The following is a 22897-nucleotide window of genomic DNA, read 5'->3' as shown; positions in this document are numbered from 1 at the left end:
CGGCATTCAGTTGCGGTTCAGCTTGCATCTCATATAAGCTCCCATGCAAAGGCGAGAATGCCTTGCCAAATGCAACAGAGGCGGTGTGGAAACACCGATATTGCAAAATGTGGAAGTCGCTCGTCGTCGCCATCGCTCTTACCGCAGCGAGTGGCTCGGCCTTTGCCGCCAGCGCGGTCAACAAGGACGCTGAAACCCGTACGCTGATCGTGACGGAAGGCGGCGGCAAGACGGAGCTGGCGCTGGCCGCCGGCGAGACCGTGGAATTCTGCCCGAACGGCTGTTTCGTCACCTTGCCCAATGGCGACCTCGAGGCCCTGACCGGTTCGGAAACGGTCGAAATCTCGGGTGGCGTTGCCCGCATCAAGTAAAGTCGGCAGGAAGCTCTTGCAGAGGCCGGGCAATGCCCGGCCTTTTATTGTTCGTGGTAGTGATTGCTTAACAATGACGCAGGAAATATCGCGGCATCTACCGGCTGCAACCAGGCGTTTTAACGTTCACTATGCCGTTCCGCCGCTATACCCATGCGAAGACGCCCAAATACGGCGCGACGGGTTTATGAGCAGGACAGGACAGACATGGATGCGCGGTCGGACAAGAACGCAATCCCACTTGCGGTCGACCTCGACGGCACGCTGATCGCGACCGACCTTCTGTGGGAAGGCCTGTTCATTCTTCTCAAGAAGAATCCGCTCTATATCTTCCTGGTACCGTTCTGGCTTGCCGCCGGCCCGGCGCGGCTGAAGCAAGCCATCGCCGACCGCATCGACATCGATCCGGCGTCGCTGCCCTATCGCGAAGCACTGCTGCAGCGCCTGCGCGCCGAGCATGCCGACGGCCGCAAGATCGTGCTGGCGACAGGTACGCCACGCAAGTTCGCCGAGGCGATTGCCGCGCATCTGGGCATCTTCGACTATGTGCTGGCGACCGACGGTCCGCACAACATGACCTCAGTCCGCAAGCGCGACGCGCTCATCGCCGCCTATGGCGATGGCGGTTTCGACTATGCCGGCAACAGCCGTCACGATCTCAAGGTTTTCGAAGCCGCGCGCGACGCCATCGTCGTGGCGCCCGACCGCCATGCGAAGCGCTGGCAAGCCACGCATAGCGCCGAAACGATGCCTGCGCCGAAAAGGACATTGAAGACATTCGTCAAGATGTTGCGGATGCATCAGTGGCTGAAGAATTCCCTGATCGCGGTGCCGATGGTGCTGTCGCACGAATACTTCAACGCCAACATGATCTGGCAGTGCCTGCTGGCGTTCGTCTCCTTCAGTGCAGTGGCTTCGGCCATCTACATCCTCAACGATTTCTTCGACCTTGCGCTTGACCGCAATCACCCGACCAAACGCAACCGGCCGTTCGCCAGCGGCGCGCTGTCGATCCCGTTCGGTATCGGGGCGATGGCGGTGCTTGTGGTGATCGGCATCGCCGCCGGGCTTCTGTTGCCGATCGAGTTCCTGGGTGTGCTCGCCGGCTACATTATGGTGACCACGGCCTATTCGCTGTCGTTCAAGCGCATGCTTCTCGTCGACGTGCTGACGCTGGCCGGCCTCTACACGCTGCGCGTGCTGGCGGGCGCTGCGGCGACCGGCGTCGAGGTCTCGTTCTGGCTGCTCGCCTTCTCGATCTTCTTCTTCCTGTCGCTGGCGCTGGTGAAGCGCTATGTTGAACTGCGCACTACTGCCATTCCGGTGGGCGAGCGTATTGCAGGCCGCGGCTACCGCATCGAAGACCAGGAGATCGTCGCCCAGGCCGGCATGGCGTCGGCCTTCTCCTCGGCGCTGGTGCTGGCGCTCTACATGGACAGCGCCGCTGTGCGCGAACTCTATCCGCATCCCTGGCTGGTCTGGCCGCTGGCGCCGATCGTGCTGTATTTGACCATGCGCGTCTGGATTCTGGCGCGCCGCGACGAGATGAATGACGATCCAGTCGTCTTCATCATCCGCGACTGGCGCAGCCAGATCATCGTAGCTATCGGCGCAGCACTGCTGGTCGCTGGAGGCTGGTAAGAAATGGCGGGCAAACGATTCCAGAGTTTCGGCCGCGCCACGCCTGCCGCAAAGCGGACCGTCGCGGCTGACACGGCGATCGAACTGATGAAGAGCGGCAAGGCAAAGGCAAACGGCTTGCTCGCCTATGGCAACGGTCGCTCCTACGGCGATTCCTGCCAGAACGAAGCGGGCGCGGTCGTCGACATGCGGCCGCTGAACCGTATCGGTGCCTTCAACGCCGAGACCGGCCTGATTGAGGCGGAAGCCGGCGTGTTGCTGTCCGACATCATTGCGCACGCCGCTCCCTACGGCTTCTTTCCGGCGGTGGTTCCGGGCACCCAGTTCGTGACCCTTGGCGGCGCCATCGCCAACGACGTCCACGGCAAGAACCATCACCGGCGCGGCACCTTTGGTTGCCATGTCGAATCGCTGACGCTGCTGCGCTCGGACGGTCGAACCTACACCTGCTCGGCAACCGACAATGCCCGGCTGTTCGGGGCAACGATCGGCGGCATGGGGCTGACCGGCCTGATCCTGTCGGCCTCGATCCGGCTGATGCGGGTGTCTTCGCTGGACATTGTCGAGACGGCGACGCGGTTTGCCGATCTCGATGAATTCTTCGAGCTGGCCGAGGCTGCCGACCAAGCCAATGAATATGCCGTCGCCTGGATCGACCAGCTGGCCGGAGGCCATGGCCGCGGACGCGGTTTGTTGTTGACCGGCAATCATGCCGAACATGGCTCGCATGCGGCGTCTCGTGCCGGCTCCCGCCTGTCGGTGCCGGTCCAGCCGCCTTTCAATGTGCTCAACCGGCCGTTCCTGACTGCTTTCAACGCCGCCTACCGGTGGAAGAAAGGGCGCTCAACAGAACCGCGTCAAACCGGCTACCAGGGCTTTTTCTTTCCGCTGGACGGCGTCGGTAACTGGAACCGGCTCTATGGGCCGAAGGGTCTTTACCAGCACCAGAGCGTGGTGCTGGAAAATGCCGCGCGCCAGACCGTGCCGGCGCTGCTGGAGGCCGCACGGCGAGCCGGGCAGGGCTCCTTCCTCACCGTGCTGAAGCGCTTCGGATCGATCCGCTCGCCGGGTCTGCTGTCATTTCCTCGGCCCGGCTTCACGCTGACGCTCGATTTCCCCAATCGAGGCGGCAAGACGCTGGCGCTGCTTGGCGAACTCGACCGCATCACGGTCGCGGCCGGCGGCGCGGTCAACCCTTACAAGGATGCGCGCATGAGCGCCGATGTTTTCGCCGCGTCCTTCCCGGATTGGCAGCGGCTGGAGGCGCTGCGCGACCCGGCGTTCATGTCCAGTTTCTGGCTGCGGACGGCGAAAAAGCTCGACATACGGCCGGGGCGCGTCGAAGCGGCGGAATAGGTAGAATTCGGATAAATTGGGGTCAATAGTCCGCCAATCCCAGCGTAGTTCAAACATTGTCGTGGCTTCACGAAATGTTTGCAGGTTTGTAATAGGACGCTTGCAAGCGACGAGTGGAAAATATGAAATATATCGTCTTCATTCTGTTCACGGTCATGACCAACGCCGCGGCGCAGCTGATGCTGAAGCAAGGCATGATGTCGCTCGGCCCGATCTCGTTCGAAGGCACCAACCCGCTTCTGAAGCTGTTGCAGATCGTCTTCAGCCCGTGGGTGTTCCTCGGCCTGTGCACCTTCGTCATCTCGATGGCCTCGCATCTCTATGTGCTGTCCAAGGTCGAGCTCAGCTTTGCCTATCCGTTCCTCAGCCTTGCCTATGTCGCGGTCGCGATCTTCGCCTATTTCATCTTTCGCGAGGACCTCAACGCCTGGCGCATTGCCGGCATCGCCTTCATCTGTGTCGGCACCGTTCTGATCGCGCAAAGCGGGCGCGGACATGACGACAAGACCGCTTCCCTCACCCCCGACCAGATCCACGCAAACGAGACCGTTCGATGAGACATATGATTTTCGGTGGTGACGGCTTCGTCGGCCGTCATCTTGCCCCGAAACTTGTGGCCGACGGTGAAGAGGTTGTCGTTGCCGACATCGTCAAGAGCGACCTGCCGCATTATCGTTCGGTCCGCTTCGCCACCTGCGACGTCACCGATCCGGCCTCGGTGGCCAAGGTCGGCCTGAAGGCCGACGACATGGTCTACAATCTGTCGGCCAAGATGCTGTCGCCGATCCAGGTCCGCGCCAAGCGCCACGACTTCTTCTTCCCGGTGAATTTCCACGGCACCGAACACATCATGCAGGCCATGGACAAGGCCGGCGCACCGAAGCTCGTCCACTACACCACCGACATGATCTACGGCCACACGGTGACCCAGCCGATGACCGAGGAGCACCCGGTCGCGCCGCTTGGCGAATATGGCTGGTCGAAGCAGAAGACCGAGGAGCTCGCCGCCGAGTGGCGCAAGCGCGGCATGTCGATCTCGCTGTTTCGGCCGCGCCTGATCATCGGTCCCGGCCGGCTCGGCATATTGGAAAAACTGTTCAAGCTGATCGACTGGAACCTTCCGGTGCCGATGATCGGTTCGGGCAAGAACCCCTACCAGTTCATCTCGGTGTTCGACTGCGCCGAGGCCGCCCGCGCGGCCTGGAAGGCCGGCGTGCCCAACGAGGCCTATAATCTTGGCTCGCTCAATCCGCCGCCGGTGAAGAAATTGCTCGGCGACCTGATCAAGCATGCCGGGTCGAAATCGCTGCTGATCCCGACGCCGGGCTGGGCGGTCAAGCGCACGCTCGACCTGCTCGATCTCATGAACATGCCGATCATGGATCCCGAACAATATCTGATCGCCGATGAGGAGTGTGTGCTCGACGTGTCCAAGGCCGAGCGCCACCTCGGCTGGGTGCCGCAATATCGCGACGAGGACATGCTGATCGCCGCCTACAGCGAATACCGCGCCAAGAAGGACGGTCTTGCCGTCACCGCCAATCATGTCCCCGCCGAGTAAAGATGGGACGACCAGGAGAACTCCGAGATGACCGTCATGGCCAAGCCTGAGCAGACGAACGCGCGCAACATGGTCAGTGCGCCGGCGCTGTCGCCCACCACTGTTGCCAAGCCCGAACTGATCAGCGTCGAGCAGGCGAAGGCGATGGATGTCACGCGCATGACAGACCTGTTCAAGGCGCATCTCAACCCGGGCCAGTTGCACTTCATGAAGCTGCTCGGCTTCCACAAGATCAAGATCGAACGCGCCGAAGGCATGTTCTACATCGACCAGAACGGCCGCAAGATCCTCGACTTCTTTGGCGGTTTCGGTTCGCTGGCCTTCGGCCACAACCATCCGCGCATCCTGGAGGCTCGCCGCAAGTTCCAGGAGGAAAAGCGCCAGGAAATCGCCATCGCCTTCATGTCGCAATATGCAGCTGCGCTTGCCCACAACATCGCCAAATGCTCGCCCGGCGATCTCGACATGGTGTTTTTGGGCTCGTCCGGCTCGGAGGCGATGGAAGCGGCGGTGAAGCTTGCCGAGCGCGCCGCCGGGCCGAAGCGTCCGAAAATCGTCTATGCCGAGAACTCCTTCCACGGCAAGACCAAGGGTGTGCTGGGCATCACCGACGGCCAGCTCTACCGCGCCGACTTCAAGATGGCGGAGAATACGGTGCGCATTCCGTTCGCCGATATCGACGCGGTCGAGCGGTTGTTCCGCTCCGACCCGGAGGTCGGTGTCATCGTGCTGGAAACCATCCAGGGCGGCGGCGGCATCATCCAGGCGCCTGCCGAGTACTGGCAGAAGCTGCGCGCGCTGTGCGACCAGTTCGGCGTGCTGTTGGTGGCCGACGAAGTGCAGTGCGGCTATGGCCGTTCCGGCCGCTTCTATGCCTTCGAGCATTACGGCGTCGTGCCGGATGTGACGGCGCTGGCCAAGTCGCTCGGCGCTGGCAAGGCGGCGGTCGGCGCGATGATCGCGCGACGCGAGGTCTACATGAAGGCCTATGGCACGCCGAAGACGGCGATGATCCATGCCATGGCGACCTTCGGCGGCATGGGCGAAGCCTGCGTCACCGCGATCGAGGGCATCAACGTGCTCTATGACGAGGGGCTGATCGACAATGCCGCCTCGACCGGCGACTATTTGCTGCAGCGGCTGCAGGCGCTGAAGGAAAAATATCCGAAGATCATCAAGGATGTGCGCGGCAAGGGCTTTATGGTCGGGCTCGAGTTCCACGATTTCTCGCAGACCTTGCCGATGGTGCTGCGGCCGATCGTCAGCGTGCTCGACGACAAGCTGAAGGGCTCGCTGTCGGGCTTCGTCGGTTCGCTGCTTTTGCGTGACTATGACGTGCTGGTCGCCTTCACCGAATATAACCGGAATGTCATCCGCCTCGAGCCCCCGCTGATCTGCCAGCGCGAGCATGTCGACCGCTTCGTCGAGGCCTTCGACAGCCTGTTGTCGCGCGGCATCGTGTCAATCGTGAAGGATTTCGTCAAAAGCCAGGTCCGTTGAGCGAAGTCCTGACGATGCTGAGCAAATCTCCCGCCCCGCAAAACGCACTCGACCGGCTGACCTCGGCCGTCTTGGCGTGGGGCGAGGGGACTTATGCGCGATGGGCAGCACCGATCGGGGCGGCGGCGTTTTCGCTCTACATCCTGCTCACGGCGTTCACCGCCTGGACGATGCCCAACGCAAACTGGGACATGCTGCCCTATCTGGCCATTGCCGAGGAGGGCGCTTACCCGGATGCACAGGCGCTGCATGACTATGCCTACAGCACGGTCCAGGCCGGCGTGTCGGCCGCCGACTACAAGGCGCTGACCGACGATGGCGGCGGCTTTCGCAGCCACATGGCGCAGAATGCCGCCGACTTCCATTCGCTGCTCGGCATGTACCGGATCAAGTTCCTCTACGCCGAAATGTTGTCGACGCTGAGCGCGGTGATGTCGCCGGTCGAGGCGATGCGGGTACTGCAAGTCGCCTCGGTGCTGCTGTTCGGGATGATCGTGCTGCTGTGGCTCAGAACCGAAGGCGCGCTAGCGCTGGCGCCCCTGGTTGGCGCGGTGCTGATCATGGGCGATTTCGGCGATGCGGCACGCGCCTCGACGCCGGATCTGTTGTGCTCGGCGCTGTTCCTCAGCGGGTTGCTTGCCTATGTGCGCGGCCGCGAAGCGGCAACGGCCGTCCTGCTCTTCCTCGCCTTCATGGCGCGGCCGGACAACATTGTTTTCCTGGCCATCTTCGCCGTGCTGCTGCTGGTGTTCCGGCAGCGGGCATGGGGCGCGCTGGCCGGCTTTGCCGCTTCCTTTATCGCCTATTTCGCCATCTCGCACTGGGCGCAGCATCCCGGCTGGTGGCCGCATCTGTGGTTCTCCAGCATCGAGCAGCACTACAATATGGACGGGTTCGAGCCGCCGTTCTCGGTTGGCGCCTATCTCAAGGCGTTCGCCGCCTCCTTCATTCGCGCCATCAGCGTCAACAGCTGGGTTGGCGTCTGCGTGCTCGCGCTGGCCGGCTGGTTTGCGCTCAGCCGCGCGGGCTTTCGGCTCGAACGCCGCGCCGGCATCCTGCTTGCCGCACTTGTGCTCGGCGTGCTGGCGAAATTCACCGTCTTCCCGATCCACGATACCCGCATCTACTTCCCCAACCTTCTGCCGCCGTTCCTGCTGCTGGTGGGGCCGATCATGGCGCTGTGGGCATCGGCAAGCTTGACTGGAAGGCGGCCCATCGCCTTGCAGGTCATACCAGGAGATAAGCCTTGAGTTCTGTATCCGGCCTGGCGCGCATTGCCCTTTCACTCGGTCTGCCCGCCGGTCTGCTCGATCGCGGACCGGCGTTGCGCGGCACAAAATTCCTGGCCAAGGCGGCGCTGAAGGCGCGCCTCAGTGGCGGGCAACCGTTCCAGATGGTCAATGTCGGCGCCTGCGACGGCGCGCTGTTCGACGACGTCACACCTTGGTTGCATCGCATTCCGCGCGCCCGGGCCGTGCTGGTCGAGCCGATTCCTTACAATCAGAAGCGGCTGCGCGCCAACTATCCCGACACGGAACGCTTCGTCATCGAGCCGGTGGCAGTGACGAAGACCAAGGGGACGATCACCGTCCACACCTTCGATGCCGCAGCACTCGAGGCCGGCACGCTGCCGATCGAGTTCATCGGCTGCTCGTCGGTAACCGACACCAATCTGATGTCGGGCAAGAATGCCTGGGGCGAGGATGACGCCAATTTCAACAAGTTTGCGCCGCACCTCAGGGATATCGAGGTGCCGTCGGAAACCCTGCAGACGCTGCTCGATCGCAACGGCGTCACGCACATCGACGCCTTTCTGGTCGATTGCGAGGGCGCTGACTGGATCGTCTTCGAACAGCTCGACCTCAAGCGCTACCGCCCCGGCATGATCAAGGTCGAGGTCGGCGCGCTGCCGGCAACGGAAATCGGCCATGTCGTGGTCAAGCTGAAGACCGCAGGCTACCAGGTCGGTTTCCAGGCCGAGGATATCTGGGCTTTCGCCTGACGACAAAAGGCTTTGACGGCGAGCTTGCGTCCGCCGTCGCGCCGTACTTGTGGCGTGTCGCAAACAGGCGGTAGCTCGGTCGTCGTCCTCTGCATATTGTGCGCCATTCGAACGGGCGCCGGCGCGCCTGCGTATTCCTTTGGAGCAGCGGTCAATGGCAGAGTTTCCGAAACAGGCGAAGGTCGTCATCGTCGGCCTGGGCGGCATTGTCGGCGCATCGATCGCCCATCATCTGATCGAACGCGGCTGGACCGACATTGTCGGCATCGACAAGTCGGGCATCCCGACCGACATCGGCTCGACGGCGCACGCCTCGGACTTCTGCTACACGACCAGCCATGACTTCCTGTCCTGCTGGACGACGCTCTACTCCATCGATTTCTACGAGAAGATGGGCCACTACGCCCGCATCGGCGGGCTTGAGGTCGCCCGCGTCGGCGAAGACAGCCGCATGGACGAGATCAAGCGCAAGATCGCCTCGGCCAAATCCTTCGGCACCCGCGCCCGCCTGATCGAGCCGGCCGAGATCAAGGAAAAATTCCCGCTCATCGAAGAATCGATGGTGCAGGGCGGTCTGTGGGATCCGGATGCCGGCCTGGTCATTCCGCGTTCGCAGACGGTCGCCGGCAAGCTGGTCGACCAGGCGGAAGCGTCGGGCAAGCTCAAATCCTTCGCCAACACGCCGGCCAAATCCCTCATCGTCGAAGAGGGCCGCATCAAGGGTGTCGTCACCGACCGCGGCACGATCATGGCCGACTACGTCATTGTCTGCGCCGGCATATGGGGCCGATTGATCGCCGAAATGGTCGGCGAGGACCTGCCGGTGATGCCGATCGACCATCCGCTGACCTTCTTCGGCCCCTACACCGAGTTTGCCGGCACCGGGAAGGAGATCGGCTGGCCGCTGCTGCGCGACCAGGGCAATTCGGCCTATATGCGCGACACCGGCGATCCCAAGACCGCTGAGGGCGGCCAAATCGAATGGGGCTACTACGAAGAGACCAATCCGCGGCTCTGCCATCCGCGCGACCTGCTGGAAAAAGACCAGGCGCGGCTGTCGCCGTCGCAGCGCGACCTCGACATGGAGCAGATCATCGGGCCGCTCGAACGCGCCATGGAGCTGACGCCGATCCTGGGTGAACTCGGCTATAACGAAAGCCATTCCTTCAACGGCCTCTTACAGGTTACCGCCGATGGTGGCCCTTCCATGGGCGAGAGCCAGAAGGTGAGGGGTCTCTGGTACGCCGTCGCCATCTGGGTCAAGGACGGCCCCGGCATGGGCAAGCTGACCGCCGACTGGATGACCGACGGCCGCACGGAAATCGACCACCACGCCATCGACTATGCGCGCTTCTATCCGCACCAGACGAAGGAGCAGTTCATCTGGGATCGCTGCACCGAAACGGCGATGAAGGTCTACAATCCGGCAGTGCATCCGCGCGAGCCGTTTTCAAAAGGCCGCAACATCAGGCGCTCGCCGTTCTGGGAGCGCGAGAAGGAACTCGGCGGCTACTTCATGGAGCTCGGCGGCTGGGAGCGCGCGCATGGTTACGCCGCCAACGAGCATCTGCTGGAGAAGTATGGCAACCGGGTTCCCGTGCGTGAGAACGAGTGGGACAACCGCCATTTCTGGCGGGTGTCCAATGCCGAGCACCTGGCGATGAGCGAGGATTGCGGCATCGTCAACCTGTCGCATTTCTCCATGTATGACATTGAGGGACCCGACCATGTCGCGCTGCTGGAATGGCTCTGCGCGGCCAAGGTCGGCGGCGACAATAACATCGGCAAGGGCATCTATACCCACTTCCTCGACGAGGAAGGCATGGTGCGCGCCGACTTCACGGTGATCCGCATGGCCGATCGCTGCCGTCTGATCGATGGCGCCGATGCCGGCCCGCGCGATTTCCGCTACATGCAGCGTACCGCGCAAGACAAAGGCTTTGACGTCACCATCACCGACGTGACGGAAAAATATGTCACCATCGGCATCTGGGGTCCGAACGCACGGGCGACGCTGCAGAAGGTGGTCGAGAATCCGGACGGCCTGTCGCCCGAGAACTTCCCGTTCGCGGCGATCAAGCCGGTCAGGATCGGCGGCAAGGATGTCACCGCCTTCCGCATCTCCTATGTCGGTGAACAGGGTTGGGAGCTGCATATGCGCTACGAAGACGGTCTCGCCGTCTGGGATGCGCTGCGTTCGACCGGCGTGATGCCGTTCGGCGTCGAGACTTATGCCAACACGCGCCGCATGGAAAAGAGCCTGCGTCTGCAGAACGCCGACCTCCTGACCGAATACAATCTGCTGGAAGCCGATCTCGCGCGTCCGAAGGTCAAGGAGAATGATTTCTGCGGCAAGGCGAAACATGTCGAGTACCGCGCCCGCGAGCATCAGCCGGCGATCCTGTGCACGCTGGTGATGAAAGAGAACGTCGATTCGAAGGGTGTTGCCCGCTATCCCGTCGGCACGATGCCGGTGATGGACCCGAACACGGGCGAGACGCTGGTCGACGAACTCGGCCGCCGGTCCTTCACGACGTCGATGGCCTATGGCCCGACCATCGGCAAGAACATCGGCCTCGCCTATCTGCCCTGGGCCCAAGCTCAGGAAGGCCGCAAGCTCGCCATCGAATATTTCGGCGAGACCTATCCGGTCGAGGTCGCGGCCGTCGGCTACAAGCCGCTCTACGATCCGGAGAATTTGAAGCCGAGGAGTTAACCGCCAGTTCCCCGGCAGCGTGGCTGGTGTTGCGTGGTGGAAGCAAGTGAACGAAAGCCCGGCTTTGCCGGGCTTTTCTCTTTTTAAACAGGTGATTTCCGCCTACCGTTGCACGAGGCGGAGTGAAGCACTTGCGGCGGTTTGGCTGGGACAGGAAGAACGATGCGCTGGTGTTCAACCTTAAGGGGGACATCCCCGTTCGCGTCAGCTGGACCTTTGCCATCCCGATTATCCTCCCCTTCGTGCACGAGTGGTCGACGCGCCCCAAAAACGCGCTGATCCACACATCGATCTTTGCCGCGCTGTTCTTCGTATCGGTGCTCCTGCATGAACTGGCGCACGCGTGGGCCGCTCGGCGGCAAGGTATCGGCACCGACAGGATAGAGCTCTATCTGTTTGGCGGGGTTGCCTACTTCAAGCGTGGCGCAACCTCATCGTATGGATGGGCGTGGATTGCATTTGCCGGACCCCTGGCCAACATCCTGCTGGCGGTCTTTTTCGCTGCCTCCTACTATCTTCTCGACAGGCCTCCGGCGGCCATAGAGGCGGGCAGCCTGTTCAGTGCGCCGCCACCAATGCCGATCACCTATCTGTCATGGACGCTGTGGGTCGGCGCCCTCTTGAATGGGGCTCTGGCCATTCTCAACATCCTGCCGGCATACCCTCTCGATGGCGGAATGATCGCCCGGCATTTGCTTGCGCGCCGTTTTGGCGAGGGGCGGGCGGCGCGTATCGTCGGGTTCTGCGGTGTCGTGCTCTCTGTGTTGCGTTTTGCCGTGATCCTGCCGGCTGCCGCGGTGGGTATCCTGTTGTGGCTCCCGCCATCCTTCAGGCCGAACTGGAGAGCGTTGCGTGGCGCCGGCAGAACGAAGACCCGTGCGAGCCCGGAAGCGGCAAAGGCAGGGGCTGACGACGTGGAATGGCGCGGCAAATGTGGGTGGCCTGTCAACAAATAAGGCCGAACCGCGGCTGCTGTTCCGAGATTAGACGCAGAGCCCGCAGTTCCGGCTTTTCCCTTTGTCAGCAGCCGATTCTCGCTTACCCTGGGGCATGTCTGCATTTCCGCGCGCAAGACATTTCCTTTCAGGCAGTGCCGCGCTGGCGCTGGGGCTCTGGCTGACGCCGCCGGTTGAGGCAACCGAGCCGGTCGATGTCGAACTGGTGCTGGCGGTCGACGTGTCGCTGTCCATGTCGCCGGGCGAACTTGAAATCCAGCGTCACGGCTATGCGGCGGCACTGACGCACGGCAATGTGCTGCAGGCCATCGCCGACGGCGCCTATGGCAAAGTCGCCGTCACCTATGTCGAATGGGCGGGAGCAACCACGCAGGTGGTCGTCGTGCCGTGGACGGTGATCGCCAACCGCGCCGATGCCGAGCGGGTGGCAGCGCAGCTTTCCGCCCATCCGCCGGCGAGCGCCCGGCGAACCTCGATTTCAGGCGCGCTGGAGTTCGGCAGCGATCTTTTTGCGGAGAGCGGCTTCCAGGGGACAAAGCGCGTCATCGATATTTCCGGCGACGGCCCCAACAACCAGGGCGCGCCCGTAGACATCGCCCGCGACGCGGTGGTCAAGCAAGGCATCATCATCAATGGCCTGCCGCTGATGACGCGCGGCAACGGGTTTGGCGGCTTTGACGTCAACAATCTCGACCGCTACTACAGCGACTGCGTCATCGGCGGCCCCGGCGCCTTCATGATCCCGGTCAATGACTGGACGCAGTTTCCCGAAGCGATCCGCCGCAAGCTCGTGCTGGAACTGGCCGGTCCCACTTCGCAATGGGCGAGCGAAGAGGCCGTGCATCCACCGGTGGTGCTGGCGCAGGACCGCCCCTCCGACTGCCAGGTCGGCGAAAAAATGTGGCGCGACCGGAGCTGGATGTTCGACGCCCACTAAGGGACTCAGGCGGCCAAAAGCTGCTTGCGGTCGACGCGCTCCTGCTGCGGCGAGCGGGCGTAGAGTTCGCGGTAGCATTTGGAGAAATGCGACGCCGAGACGAAGCCGCAGGCTACGGCAACCTCGACCACCGGCATTGACGACTGAATTAGCAGATGCCGGGCGCGGTCGAGGCGGATCTCGAGATAGTAGCGGGCAGGGGAGCGCCCCATCTCGGTGCGGAACAGGCGCTCGATCTGACGGCGCGACAGGTCGACATGGTCGGCGATCTCGATCAGCGACAGCGGCTCGGAGAGGTTGCCTTCCATCAGCTCGATGATGGTCAGCACCTTGGAATTCTGGACGCCGAGGCGCGCGCGCAGCGGCAGGCGCTGGCGATCGGTCGGGCTGCGCACGCGGTCGGTCAGCACCTGCTCGCACACGCGGTTGACCAGATTGTCGTCGAAATCGTCGCCGATCAGCTTCAGCATCATGTCGAGCGCGGCGGTGCCACCGGCACAGGTGTAGATGTTCTGGTCGATTTCGAAGAGGTCGGCAAAAACGTTGGCTTTCGGGAAGGCTTCGGAGAAGCCCGGCAGGTTTTCCCAATGGATGGCGCAGCGCTTGTTGGAGAGCAGGCCGGCGGCGGCAAGGATATGCGCGCCGGTGCACAGGCCGCCGACGGCGACGCCTCTGTTGTACTCCTCGCGCAGCCAGGCGAAGGCCGACCTGTTCTGGTACCGCTCGACATTCATGCCGCTGCAGACGATGGCCATATTCGGCCGATCCGGCCCTGCCATTTTCTTGCGCTCTTCCTCGAGCGAGGTGTCGACGGCACATTCGACGCCGTTGGAGGCGCGCACCGGCTTGCCGTCAATGCTGGCGAGGCGCCAGCGATAGGCCTCATAGCCAAGCATGCGGTTGGCCGAGCGCAGCGGGTCGAGCGCCGTCGCAAAGGCGATCATGGTGAAGTCGGGGACGAGGAAGAATACAAACGATCGTTTGACCGGATGCTTTACGGCGTTCAAGGGAACCTCACGCAGCCATGGCGCGAACAGGATGTCGCGAACAGCATAGCGACATCAGGAAAAACCATTCCTGTCAATCGGCTAGAAGGCCAAGCGGCAACTAAATTTGCGACATGGGTCGCAAATGGGCAATGGTCCGGGACGATAGGCACGGGCTGCCGCCGGATTGAGCATCGCTATCCGGCAACATCGGCTTCGGAACGAAAAACGCCGCCTCGGTCAAACCGAAGCGGCGCTGTTATCCGCTGTTGGCAGCGGCAGGGAAGCGCTGCGCGGCAGCCGTTATCTCAGGCGACGAAGCCGAGGCGCACCGCATTCATGGCGCCGGTCTGGCCGGGCATGGTGTTGGCAAGGCGCTGGCGCTCGAGAGCGGTCGTCAGGTTCATTTCGCGGCGGGCAAAGAGGCGGGCAAAAAGCTTCATCATCATCTCCTATCGGTTGCTCAGACGGGTCGCCTTCGCTTGATGGAGTGGGGCAGCTCGTTTGCTGGGGCTCATATAGGCTTGCGTGAGGGAAAACTAAATCGCAAATGCGAAGCGCTAGATCAGAAAAGCGACATCGATTGCGACATTTTTGTGCATGATGCTCAGAATTTATGTTTACTTACAACATTTTAACCGCGGCGCTCAAGCGCTATGCAACTTGCACATAAGCGGCATGCAATGGCCGCATGGCTCTAAAAGTCATTTGAGTGCAAATAATTTTCAGCAAGGGCTGGTGCTAAAATAGAGAAGGCCTGCCGGGCTGGTGCGCGCGGCAGGCCTTCAGCACATGGTACACAATGGTTTACTTTGCTCCAGCCCAGGATCCGACGCCGTGGCGTGCACCGGTCTTGGTGTCGGCAGCTTCAGGCCAGCCGATATCCTTCTGCAGTTCGATCGGCAGCGAGCGGATCGCACGTTCGGTCTGGAAGCGGGCGCGGGCCGCGCTGAACTCGGTCGCAAACCGACCGATGGATGACAGGATAGACATTTCATTCTCCTTTGGTTGTGGCACGTCCCGCATGAACGCGTTTCGTCGCCGGGATATTCCGAACCGATTGCAGTTTCGTGTCAGGATGTTTCGAGGCGATGACACGTCCTGCCCTCGATGGAGTTGACTATCCTCCCAATCTGATGTTCAATCAAACGAAATGGAATGATGCTTTACATCAGAAAAATTGAAGGTCGATCCCGATGAACGCCCCACTCAATCATCCGTTGCCACTGCTCGATCTCGATGTCTTGCGCACCTTCGTGGCCATTGCTGAGACCGGCAGTTTCACCACCGCGGCCAATGCGGTTTTCCGCACGCCTTCGGCGGTCTCGATGCAGATCAAGAAGCTCGAGGACATTCTCGGCCGTTCCGTCTTTGCGCGCGATGCGCGCTCGGTGACGCTGACCACCGATGGCGAGATGCTGCTTGGCTATGCCCGCCGGCTGTTGTCGATCAACCGCGAGGTGGTGTCGAAGTTCATCATCCCCGAGATCGTCGGCGTGGTGCGGCTCGGCTCGCCGGACGACTATGGCGAGCGCGTGCTGCCGCATGTCTTGAAGCGCTTCGCGCAGTCGCATCCGTCGATCGCCGTCGACGTCACCATCGACCAGAGCAGCAATCTGCGCCGGCGCATGGACGATAGGGCGCTCGACATCACGCTGTTGACCAACTCCTACAAGACGAGCGCACTCGGCGCCGAGGTGCTGCTCACCGAGCCGATCGTCTGGGCCGGCGCCAAGGGCGGCTGCGCGCATCTGCGCGAGCCATTGCCGGTGTCGCTGTGGGAAGAAGGCTGCGCCTGGCGGGCCGGCGCGCTCGAAGCTCTCGGTCGCGAGGGTCGCAACTACCGCATCGCCTATATGAGTGCCCACACCGCCGGCCAGCGCGCCGCCATCATGTCGGATCTCGCGGTTGCGCCGCTGCCGAAGTCGTTTCTCGGCAACGACATGGTCGAGCTTTGCCCGAAGGACGGCATGCCCGACATCGGCACCTACAATCTGGCGATGGTTGTGGCGCCCGACGCCAGCGCCCCGGTGAAGGCGGTCGCCGACCATATCCGCGCGACCTTCGAACTGTTTCGCGAAACCGGGAAGTTCTGATCGTTCTTTGTCGGACGCAACTGCGCAAGGGAAAGCGCTACACACTTTTCCTGGAGTTGCTTATTCCGCCGCTTCCGCGGGGCGCGCCGTAAAGGCGGTTCGCGTCCTGCGCCGCGCGTTGGCGCGCTGCTTCGCTGGGTCGCCGGCAAGGAAAGTGACGATGCTGTCCCTGGCGCGGCGCGTCTCCGGCATCTCGATCAGCGGCCAGACGTGGAACATGCCTTCCTCGTAGACCACGTCGATATCGACGCCGGCGGCACGCGCCTTCTCGGCAAAGATCAGATTGTCGGGGCTGAGCAGGTCGCGCGAGCCGGCGAGCAACAGCGTCTTCGGCAGCACGGAGAGATCGCCGTAGAGCGGGCTGATGTGCCAGTCGCGGCTATCGATGCCGGCGCTGTACATCCGGATCGCTTCCAGGCCGCCCGGAATGCCCAGCCACGGATCGTTGCGCTCGGCCTCGAAGACCTCGGGATTGGCGAGCGACATGTCGAGCCCGGGCGAGATCAGCACATGGCGCGACGGCAGGGGCAGGCCTTCCTCGGCCGCCATCATGGTCAGCACCACGGCCATGTTGCCGCCGGCGGAATCGCCCATGAAAACGATATCTTCGGCATTCGTCTCATCCAGCATCTGACGGTAGACGTCGCCGACCATGCCGAACATGGCGTGGAAATCGTGTTCGGGCGCGATGGGGTAGATCGGCACTGTGATGCCGAAACCCAACCGTTCCGCCATCTCGGCGATCAGCCCCCAATGGTAGGAGGTGATCTGGAAGACATAGGCGCCGCCATGCATGTAGAGGATGCGCCTGCGCTCGCCGGCCTTCGGCGCGATCTCGTAGACGGGGAAGCCATCGACGCTGCGCTCGGTGATATGGAGACGCTCACGCAGCAATGCCGGCGGATGATGGTCCTCGGTCTTGCGCGCATAGGCGATCCAACGCTGCAGGTTTTCCGGACTGGCAAATGCCTTCTTGCGGCTATGCCGAAGGATGAAGGAAACGAGATGGCTTTTGAAACTGGGCATTCGAATACACAGGCTCGGCCGCAGCCGACTAAGAGAATTTCCCCACTACCCCGAAGATCGTACCTCCAGCCGAAATGTCAAGAATTTGGCCCAACGCTACACGGTTGTTTGATCAACCGAGTTCGCGGTTTTCCCGCAAACGGTATCAGCGCCGGGGCAGCAGCGCAGCGCGCAGCTTGATGTCGGTGGTCGCCGGGACCACACGGCGGTCCCAGCGTTTGGCCAGCAATTTGAACTTGTCGGCGAATGTCATCAGCGTCCCGAGCCCAGGATCAGGCGCGTCAGATTGGCCTGAGCGTCGATGCGCGGCGACACGGGCCAGCCGATGTCCTTCTGCACTTCGGGCGGCAGGCTGTTCATGGCACGCACGGACTGCGCATGCTTGATGGCCGCGCGAAAACGGCCGAGGGTCTCGAACATCGTTGTTCTCCTTTGAAGCGTTGTGACGGCGCAATAGTCCGGCCCGCCCTTCGGTGTCCGTTAAATGCTTCACGTCTGTATCGGGTGGATTGCGCGAAAACAGCGCTTCGGTTTCCAGATCGGGGCGATCTGGAAACATTTGCATACAAATGAAATTATAAGAATTCGCCAGCCTTGGCGGCCGGCCTATTCCCGACTGCGCCTGGCCGCGTGGCCTTCGCGCGAACGCCGGCGTGGGGCAGCGTCGCCCGCGACGCCATCCTCGCTTACCGTCTTGCGCGGCGGCAATTTCACCGCCGCCGACAATTTCGGGAACGGATCGACCTTGTTCGGCAGCGCCATGGCGTAGACGAAATGCTCCTGGAATTTCGGCTCAAGCGCGGTTTCGATCTTCTCGATATGGCTGACCGTGTCCTCGATCTCGCGGCGATAGCCGCGATTGAGCAGCGCCATGCGGGCGCCGGCGCCGGCAGCGTTGCCGACGGCTGACACCTTGTCGAGGTCGCAATCCGGGATCAGGCCAAGCACCATGGCGTATTTCGGATCGATGAAGGAGCCGAAGGCGCCGGCGAAATGGATACGGTCGACGTGCTCGGTGTTCTGCTTTTCCATCAAAAGCTTGGTGCCGGCATAGAGTGCTGCCTTGGCGAGCTGGATGGCGCGCACGTCGGTCTGGGTGATGGTGATCTTGGGCTCGCCTTCCTTCAGCACATAGGAGAAGGTGCGGCCGTTGGCGGTGACGCGTGGCGAGCGGGCGGCAAGGGAGCCATCGACAACGCCGTCCTCGGAGATGATGCCGGCGAGGTACATTTCGGCGACGATCTCGATGATGCCGGAGCCGCAAATGCCGGTGACGCCGGTCGCCTGCACGCTGTCGAGGAAGCCTGGTTCATCGGACCAAAGTTCGGAACCGATGACGCGGTATTTTGGTTCCAGCGTGTCGGGATCAATGCGCACGCGCTCGATGGCGCCGGGGGCGGCGCGCTGGCCGCCGGAGATTTCAGCGCCCTCAAAGGCCGGACCAGTGGGCGAGGACGCCGCGACAACGCGCGTGCGGTTGCCGAGCACGATCTCGGCATTGGTACCGACGTCGACGATCAGCATCATCTCGTCCTGGCGGTGCGGGCCTTCCGACAAAGTCACGGCCGCGGCGTCAGCGCCGACATGGCCGGCGATGCAAGGCAGCATGTAAAGGCGGGCGCCCTGGTTGAGCTTCAGGCCGATGTCGCTAGCCTTTATGCGCACGGCACCCGACACGGCGAGCGCGAAGGGAGCGCCGCCGAGCTCGGTCGGATCGATGCCGAGGAACAGATGGTGCATGATCGGATTGCCGACAAAGACGCTGTCCAGGATATCGTTGCGCTGGACATTGCCTTCGGCACAGACCTTGTCGACGAGGCCGGAGATCGCCTCGCGCACCGCGACCGTCATGCCTTCGCGGCCGTCCGGGTTCATCATCACATAGGAGACGCGGCTCATCAGATCCTCGCCGAAGCGAATCTGCGGGTTCGACGTGCCCGAGGAAGCAGCGACGCGGCCTGACAACAGCGACACAAGATGCATGGCAATCGTGGTCGAGCCAATGTCGCAGGCCAGCCCATAGGCCTCGTTCTTGAGGCCGGGCCACAGCGCGATGACGCGGGCGATGTCGCTCTCGGCATCCTTGTGGATGGCGGCGGTCGCGGTCCAGTTGCCCTTCCGCAGAATGCCTTGCACCTGCGGCATCAGGTAGAAATCGAATTCGAGGTTTTTGAAGCCCCAATCCTTCATCAAGGCGATCTTCAGGCGGTCGAGATCGCCGAGCGGCTTGTGCATGTCGGGCTCTTCGATCTCGACATAGCACATGCGGATCGCCGCATCGCGGGCGATGACCCTGGTGTCGGCATCCTTGCGGATGGTCTGCGCATTGATGACGGTGTCCTGCGGCACGTCAATGACGAGGTCGCCGAGGATCTGCGCCGAGCAGGAGAGACGGCGGCGTTCGGGCAGGCCGCGCACGCGCTCGTAGCGCTCTTCCTTGGCGCCCTTGGGCGAGATGTGGTCGTTGGACGAGACGATCTTGTGCTTGGCGAAATTGCCTTCCTGCACCTCGATCTGGCAGCGTCCGCAGGTGGCGCGGCCACCGCAGACGCTTTCGACATAGACGCCAAGCTGGCGCGCGGCATCGAGCACCGGCGTGCCGACCGGAAACCGCCCGCGCTTGCCCGACGGCATGAACAGCACGAGCGGATCGGTGATGTTGGCAGGCGAATTCACGATTGCGCGCTTATCCCCTGGCCATGCGGGCTTCACGGCCGCCGCGCCGGCGGCCACCATTGCCGCCAGCTTCGCCCGGAGCGTTGACCGCCACGGGCGCGGCAGCCGCCTGGCCACCTTCGGCCGGCTTGTAGTCCTTGTAGGTCCTGATCCAGTTGGTGCAGTTCTCGTCGGTGCCGTTGAGCACATTGGCGCCGCGCACGGCTTCCATTTCCTGCGGCCGCACCGGGTTCATGATTGCCGAGGTCATGCCGGCGCCGATCACCATCGGGATGAAGGCCGCGTTGATGCCGTGGCGGTGCGGCAGGCCAAACGAGATGTTGGAGAGGCCGCAGGTGGTGTTGACCTTGAGTTCTTCGCGCAGGCGACGCAGCAGCGCAAACACCTGGCGGCCGGCATCGCCCAGCGCGCCGATCGGCATCACCAGCGGGTCGACGACGACGTCATGCGCCGGAATGCCGAAATCGGCGCAGCGCTCGACGATCTTCTTGGCGACGGCGAAGCGTACATCCGGATCCATCGAAATGCCCGTCTCGTCATTGGAGATGGCGACGACCGGCACATTGTATTTCTTGACCAGCGGCAGGATGGCTTCGAGTTTTTCTTCCTCGCCGGTGACGGAGTTGACCAATGGGCGGCCCTTGGCGACCTTGAGGGCTGCCTCGATGGCGGCAGTAACGGAGCTATCGATCGACAGCGGCAAATCGACCAGCCCCTGGACGATCTCGAGCGTTTGCACGAGGAGGCCCGGTTCAGTTTCGTTCGGATTGACCGAGGTGACGCCGGCATTGACGTCGAGCATGGTGGCACCGCAGGCGGCCTGTTCCAGCGCGTCCTTGATGACGGTCTCGAAATTGCCGGCAATCATCTCGGCGGCCAGCTTCTTGCGGCCGGTCGGGTTGATGCGCTCGCCGATGACGCAAAAGGGCTGGTCGAAGCCGATGATGATCTCTCGTGTCGCCGAGGCGACGATGGTACGGGTCATGAAGTCTCTCCGCCTGATATAAAGTGCTTCTTTATATCGTGTCTGGTTTCGTTCCAGGGTCTGGTGCTCGGCCGGGCTTAGTGCGCGGTCTTTACCATGTCCACCTGTGTTTCGGTAATCTCGTCATGCAATATGCGGTCGAGCCGGTCGGCGACCATCTGGTCGTCGTGGCGGATCTCACGTTTCCACGGCTGGCGGCCTTTCAGCACGCCCGATTCATCGACGATCTCGGCGACATATTCCTCCTGGCGGTAGGCCATCACATGGATGCCGGAGACGCCTGGGATTTCCTTCACCTCATTGATGATGTCGGTGCAGAGCTGCTTGCCTTCCTTCTTCTGGTCCTGCGCGCCTTCCAGCCGCTTGATGATCGCGTCCGGGATATGGATGCCCGGCACGTTGGAGCGGATCCACTTGGCCGTCTTGGCCGAGGCCAGCGGGCCGACGCCGCACAGGATGAAGACCTTTTCGGTGTGGCCGAGATCGCGCGCCTTCTGCATGAAGGTTTTGAACATCGGCACGTCGAAGCAGTACTGCGTCTGCACGAACTGCGCGCCGGCGGCGATCTTCTTGCCGAGGTGAATCGGACGGAAGTCGAAGGGCGGCGCGAAGGGATTGACGGCGGCGCCGAGGAAAATCTGCGGCGGTGTCGTCAGCTTGCGGCCGGACAGGAACTTGCCGTTGTCGCGCATGATGCGGCAGGTTTCGAGCAGCGACATGGAATCGAGATCGAACACCGGCTTGGCGCCGGGCTGGTCGCCGGCCTGCACGCCGTCGCCGGTGAGGCACAGCATGTTGGCCACGCCCATCGCAGCCCCGCCCAGCACGTCGCCCTGGATGGCGATGCGGTTCCTGTCGCGGCAGGCGATCTGCATGATCGGGGCATAGCCCATGCGGGTCAAAAGCGCGCAGATGCCGACCGACGACATGTGGCAGTTGGCGCCCGACGCATCGACCGCGTTGATGGCATCGACCCAGCCGTCGAAGATCTTGGCCCGGTTATAGACGTCTTCCGGATCGGCGCTGTCGGGCGGGTTGAGCTCGGTGGTGACAGCGAATTCGCCGCGTCGCAGCACGCGCTCCAGTCGGCCGCGTGAGGAGTGGCCGGGCAGGGGATCGAGCGGCAGATGGATGCCGGCCGGGTTCTCGTCGCGCTGGCGGCCGATCATGCGGCAGCTCCGGTCTTGGCATTGGCCGCGGCCTCGCGGGCTGCCGCGGACTGCGCCGTCACCCGTAGCCACGCCGATGTTTCGCGCAGCGACTGGTCGACCGGCTTCTGCACGGTCAGGATCTTGTCGCCATGCTCCATGTTCTGCGAGCCTTCCCAGGCCTTGACCCAGACGCAGGGCATATCGGGCTCGACCTCGCAATTGCCGTTGGCGCGCACGCCGCCGCAAGGGCCGTTGCGCAGCTGCTTGGGGCAATTCATCGGGCAGGACATGCCGGTCGAGGACAGGATGCACTGGCCGCACATGCGGCAGTCGAACATGAAGCCTTTGACGCGCTTTTCAACGAACTTGATCGGCGCCTCGACGCGTCCGTAGCCAAGGCCTTTCCACAAAGGATGGAGAAGCAGGAACATGTCGGCGAACCGAGAGTAGAACCATTCGAGGAGGCGCGAATGGCGGATCGACCACAGCCTGACGGCAAACGAGCGCTGCACGCGCCGCTGCGGCGACACGTCGGCCGGCTTGTAGTCGGATTTCGGCGCTGCCTTCTTGACCAGAGTGGCCTGGGTAACCGTCTGGATTTCCCTTTGGCCGTCTTTGCCAGGAACAGTTTCAGACATTTTCTTTCCCACCCGCCTTGACCAGAGCGACCAGCCGCTCGCGGTCGTATTTCGCATCGAGCTCCTGAAACGCCTTCTCGACCTCGGCGTCGAGATCGTCGCCGACCGGAACCGGTTCGGCCTTGCGCCATTCGGCGAGGTAGTCGTCGGTGCCGCCGGCGCCTGTGCGCATGGCGCACATGTCGATCGCCTCGGTGAAGCGCAGCGGCAGTTCGCGCTTGGCGTTCTGCCGGCCCTTCTTGACGATCACCTGGGCAGGGATGTCGCGCCAGTAGACGACGATCAGATCGGCCATGAAA

Annotated in this window: 22 protein-coding genes; 12 read left to right on the top strand and 10 right to left on the bottom strand. The window is 62.6% G+C overall.

The features are described from left to right. Positions 1 to 107 precede the first annotated feature (107 nt). The 11 genes from ACWGTO_RS08265 (at position 108) to ACWGTO_RS08215 (ending at position 13040) form a co-directional block, all read left to right on the top strand. A complete protein-coding gene (locus tag ACWGTO_RS08265) occupies positions 108 to 371 on the top strand; it encodes a hypothetical protein (RefSeq protein WP_023670370.1) in 264 nt (87 codons plus the stop codon). Between the two features lie 207 nt (positions 372 to 578). After that, the gene (locus tag ACWGTO_RS08260) at positions 579 to 2012 is read left to right on the top strand and encodes a UbiA family prenyltransferase (protein WP_454574363.1); all 1434 of its coding nucleotides are present in this window, start codon (positions 579 to 581) and stop codon (positions 2010 to 2012) included. Positions 2013 to 2015: 3 nt separating this feature from the next. Then, on the top strand, positions 2016 to 3368 hold the full coding sequence (locus ACWGTO_RS08255) for an FAD-binding oxidoreductase (protein ID WP_454574362.1): 1353 nt from the start codon (positions 2016 to 2018) through the stop codon (positions 3366 to 3368). Between the two features lie 122 nt (positions 3369 to 3490). Further along, on the top strand, positions 3491 to 3925 hold the full coding sequence (locus tag ACWGTO_RS08250; protein WP_454574361.1) for an EamA family transporter: 435 nt from the start codon (positions 3491 to 3493) through the stop codon (positions 3923 to 3925). Continuing rightward, positions 3922 to 4929, top strand: coding sequence for an NAD-dependent epimerase/dehydratase family protein (locus tag ACWGTO_RS08245; protein ID WP_454574360.1), 1008 nt, complete (start codon positions 3922 to 3924; stop codon positions 4927 to 4929). Before ACWGTO_RS08250 ends, ACWGTO_RS08245 begins: the two co-directional genes overlap by 4 nt. 69 nt (positions 4930 to 4998) lie before the next feature. Further along, positions 4999 to 6429, top strand: a complete 1431-nt coding sequence (locus tag ACWGTO_RS08240; protein ID WP_454574386.1) for an aspartate aminotransferase family protein — start codon at positions 4999 to 5001, stop codon at positions 6427 to 6429. Between the two features lie 14 nt (positions 6430 to 6443). Next, positions 6444 to 7679 carry a hypothetical protein gene (locus ACWGTO_RS08235; RefSeq protein WP_454574359.1) on the top strand — a complete coding sequence of 412 codons (1236 nt, stop codon included), beginning with the start codon at positions 6444 to 6446 and terminating at the stop codon, positions 7677 to 7679. Then, positions 7676 to 8431 (top strand): FkbM family methyltransferase, encoded by a 756-nt coding sequence (locus ACWGTO_RS08230; protein ID WP_454574358.1) that lies wholly within the window; start codon positions 7676 to 7678, stop codon positions 8429 to 8431. Before ACWGTO_RS08235 ends, ACWGTO_RS08230 begins: the two co-directional genes overlap by 4 nt. Positions 8432 to 8585: 154 nt before the next feature. Next, positions 8586 to 11147 carry a GcvT family protein gene (locus tag ACWGTO_RS08225; RefSeq protein ID WP_454574357.1) on the top strand — a complete coding sequence of 854 codons (2562 nt, stop codon included), beginning with the start codon at positions 8586 to 8588 and terminating at the stop codon, positions 11145 to 11147. A 131-nt stretch (positions 11148 to 11278) separates the two neighbouring features. Beyond that, positions 11279 to 12103: a M50 family metallopeptidase gene (locus tag ACWGTO_RS08220; protein ID WP_454574356.1), complete on the top strand. Its 825-nt coding sequence runs from the start codon at positions 11279 to 11281 to the stop codon at positions 12101 to 12103. A gap of 94 nt (positions 12104 to 12197) precedes the next feature. Further along, positions 12198 to 13040 (top strand): DUF1194 domain-containing protein, encoded by an 843-nt coding sequence (locus ACWGTO_RS08215; RefSeq protein ID WP_454574355.1) that lies wholly within the window; start codon positions 12198 to 12200, stop codon positions 13038 to 13040. Positions 13041 to 13045: 5 nt separating this feature from the next. On the opposite strand, the gene ACWGTO_RS08210 is transcribed toward ACWGTO_RS08215, so the two are convergent. From ACWGTO_RS08210 to ACWGTO_RS08200, 3 genes are all read right to left on the bottom strand, one after another. Then, positions 13046 to 13984: a GlxA family transcriptional regulator gene (locus tag ACWGTO_RS08210; RefSeq protein WP_454574385.1), complete on the bottom strand. Its 939-nt coding sequence runs from the start codon at positions 13982 to 13984 to the stop codon at positions 13046 to 13048. Positions 13985 to 14334: 350 nt separating this feature from the next. Next, complete coding sequence (locus ACWGTO_RS08205; RefSeq protein WP_023681787.1) at positions 14335 to 14469, bottom strand: hypothetical protein; 135 nt, start codon at positions 14467 to 14469, stop codon at positions 14335 to 14337. A 364-nt stretch (positions 14470 to 14833) separates the two neighbouring features. After that, entirely contained in the window at positions 14834 to 15019 is a 186-nt protein-coding gene (locus ACWGTO_RS08200) for a hypothetical protein (protein ID WP_454574354.1), read from the bottom strand. Positions 15020 to 15222: 203 nt separating this feature from the next. Between ACWGTO_RS08200 and ACWGTO_RS08195 the strand changes: the two genes are divergently transcribed. Continuing rightward, on the top strand, positions 15223 to 16122 hold the full coding sequence (locus tag ACWGTO_RS08195) for a LysR substrate-binding domain-containing protein (RefSeq protein WP_454574353.1): 900 nt from the start codon (positions 15223 to 15225) through the stop codon (positions 16120 to 16122). 60 nt (positions 16123 to 16182) lie between these two features. On the opposite strand, the gene ACWGTO_RS08190 is transcribed toward ACWGTO_RS08195, so the two are convergent. The 7 genes from ACWGTO_RS08190 to ACWGTO_RS08160 all read right to left on the bottom strand — a co-directional run bounded on the left by ACWGTO_RS08190 (position 16183) and on the right by ACWGTO_RS08160 (position 22893). Next, the gene (locus ACWGTO_RS08190) at positions 16183 to 17148 is read right to left on the bottom strand and encodes an alpha/beta hydrolase (protein ID WP_454574352.1); all 966 of its coding nucleotides are present in this window, start codon (positions 17146 to 17148) and stop codon (positions 16183 to 16185) included. Between the two features lie 252 nt (positions 17149 to 17400). Then, positions 17401 to 17568 carry a hypothetical protein gene (locus ACWGTO_RS08185; RefSeq protein WP_454574351.1) on the bottom strand — a complete coding sequence of 56 codons (168 nt, stop codon included), beginning with the start codon at positions 17566 to 17568 and terminating at the stop codon, positions 17401 to 17403. 186 nt (positions 17569 to 17754) lie between these two features. Beyond that, complete coding sequence (locus tag ACWGTO_RS08180) at positions 17755 to 19884, bottom strand: ASKHA domain-containing protein (protein ID WP_454574350.1); 2130 nt, start codon at positions 19882 to 19884, stop codon at positions 17755 to 17757. Continuing rightward, a complete protein-coding gene (locus tag ACWGTO_RS08175; RefSeq protein WP_454574349.1) occupies positions 19835 to 20809 on the bottom strand; it encodes a methyltetrahydrofolate cobalamin methyltransferase in 975 nt (324 codons plus the stop codon). The genes ACWGTO_RS08180 and ACWGTO_RS08175 overlap by 50 nt, the downstream gene beginning before the upstream one ends. Positions 20810 to 20886: 77 nt before the next feature. Continuing rightward, positions 20887 to 21978 (bottom strand): methylenetetrahydrofolate reductase, encoded by a 1092-nt coding sequence (locus ACWGTO_RS08170; protein WP_454574348.1) that lies wholly within the window; start codon positions 21976 to 21978, stop codon positions 20887 to 20889. Further along, positions 21975 to 22598, bottom strand: a complete 624-nt coding sequence (locus ACWGTO_RS08165) for a methylenetetrahydrofolate reductase C-terminal domain-containing protein (protein ID WP_454574347.1) — start codon at positions 22596 to 22598, stop codon at positions 21975 to 21977. Before ACWGTO_RS08165 ends, ACWGTO_RS08170 begins: the two co-directional genes overlap by 4 nt. Then, positions 22591 to 22893 (bottom strand): virulence factor, encoded by a 303-nt coding sequence (locus ACWGTO_RS08160; RefSeq protein ID WP_454574346.1) that lies wholly within the window; start codon positions 22891 to 22893, stop codon positions 22591 to 22593. The genes ACWGTO_RS08165 and ACWGTO_RS08160 overlap by 8 nt, the downstream gene beginning before the upstream one ends. Between the last annotated feature and the right edge of the window lie 4 nt (positions 22894 to 22897).

It is taken from the genome of Mesorhizobium sp. PL10 (assembly GCF_053714315.1).
Note: the sequence above shows the minus strand (reverse complement) of the source record. Positions and strands in the feature narration are given on the sequence as shown.